We start from the raw sequence: 1,634 nt of genomic DNA, 5'->3' as shown, positions 1-1,634 counted from the left end.
TAAATGCCCAGCAACTCGCTGCGAAAATCAACTCGAAAGAGCAACACGCCCTAGAAGGCTATCATTTTATCTTGGCAGAAGTAATAAATTGGCCAAAAGTTTCACACCAAATCACAACGGTATTAAATCGATTAAGATCAGTACCTTCCGGTAGTTCAACCATAAACCGGTCAAATGTTTTGACATCTCCGACTCTGAGTAACTCGCTCTTACTGTCATTAAAGGCTTGCTCGGTTTCAATGAACTTAGGAGATAGATAGACCTTGTAGTCCGGCCCAGGAGCAAGTTCGCCTTCAAACGCAATCGCGCTTTCTGAGACCGACACGCCCCCCTCGCCCCAGTGCAAGAAATCGCTACCTTGGCGGTCTTTAGTAAACTCACCAGTATAAATAGCCTGCTGGCTGATCGCTTGAACTGAGCTCGAAGAAGGAGAATCAGGCTCAATTAAGATGGGTAATGCATAAACACCAAGCCCAAAACCAACAGCACCCACGGCTAAGTGGGTGCAAAGTAAAACTAACTTTTTCATCGCGTACTCCCTTATGCTTAAAGAGAGTATTATTGAATACTCTCAAAAATACAAAGAGATATCGCACTGAAGGCCGCTATTTTTGGTAGTGAACGGCTGTGCGTTGTGACAGCTCAACAATCACTTTCACCGCCTGTTCCATGCCTTGAATGGTAATGAACTCGTGAATACCGTGGAAGTTGTAACCGCCAGTAAAGATATTCGGGCATGGTAAGCCCATGAATGACAAGCGAGCACCATCTGTACCACCTCGGATCGGTTTGATCATCGGCTCCACATCGCATTCGATCATCGCTTGTTTAGCCAACTCAATAATGTGCTGATGAGGTTCAACCATCTCTTTCATGTTGAAATAGCTATCGGTTAGCACCAGCTCAACACGGCCTTTCTCAAGACGCTCATTTAGCTCATCCACTTTTTGTTGCATGAATGCCTTACGCGCTTCTACGCCTTCGCGCTCAAAGTCGCGAATGATGTAGCCAAGCTCAGAGCGAGCGACACCCATTTCAGCTGACTTCAAGTGGTAGAAACCTTCATAGCCTTCAGTGCATTCTGGCGTTTCTTGTGATGGCATCATCAATTGGAACTGCGCAGCGATGTTCATCGAGTTCACCATCTTACCTTTCGCAGTACCAGGGTGAACGTTCACACCGTGACAGATAACATCAGCACTCGTGGCATTGAAGTTCTCAAACTCCAGCTCACCAACAGGTCCACCATCAATAGTGTACGCCCATTCGGCGCCAAACTTTTCTACATTAAACAAATCCGCACCACGACCAATCTCTTCGTCTGGCGTGAAACCAATGCAAATATCACCGTGTTTAATTTCAGGATTTGCTTTTAGGTAAGCGATAGCACTGATGATTTCAGCGATACCTGCTTTATTGTCGGCACCAAGCAGAGTAGTACCATCGGTTGTAATAAGGTCATGACCATGAAGAGCATCAAGATCTGGGTATTGGCTTGGATTTAAGCTCTCACCACTTGTGCCTAATTCTATCGTTCCGCCTTGGTAATCTCTAATCACCTGCGGTTTCACGTTCGCACCTGATGCGTCAGGAGCGGTATCCATGTGCGCGACAAAGCCAATAGCAGGCACAGC

The 1,634-nt window shown here is 46.4% G+C and carries 2 protein-coding genes; both read right to left on the bottom strand.

All coding sequences use genetic code 11. The features are described from left to right. Positions 1-61: 61 nt before the first annotated feature. A complete protein-coding gene (locus tag BCT81_RS21620; protein ID WP_102425791.1) occupies positions 62-529 on the bottom strand; it encodes a DM13 domain-containing protein in 468 nt (155 codons plus the stop codon). 76 nt (positions 530-605) lie between these two features. Beyond that, on the bottom strand, positions 606-1,634 hold a 1,029-nt coding region (gene pepT / locus BCT81_RS21615; RefSeq protein ID WP_102425790.1), incomplete at its 5' end, for a peptidase T.

The sequence above is a fragment of the Vibrio sp. 10N.261.52.A1 genome (assembly GCF_002876325.1).
Classification (GTDB): domain Bacteria; phylum Pseudomonadota; class Gammaproteobacteria; order Enterobacterales; family Vibrionaceae; genus Vibrio; species Vibrio chagasii.
The sequence above is the reverse complement of the archived record's forward strand: the minus strand, read 5'-3'. Positions and strand labels throughout refer to the sequence as shown.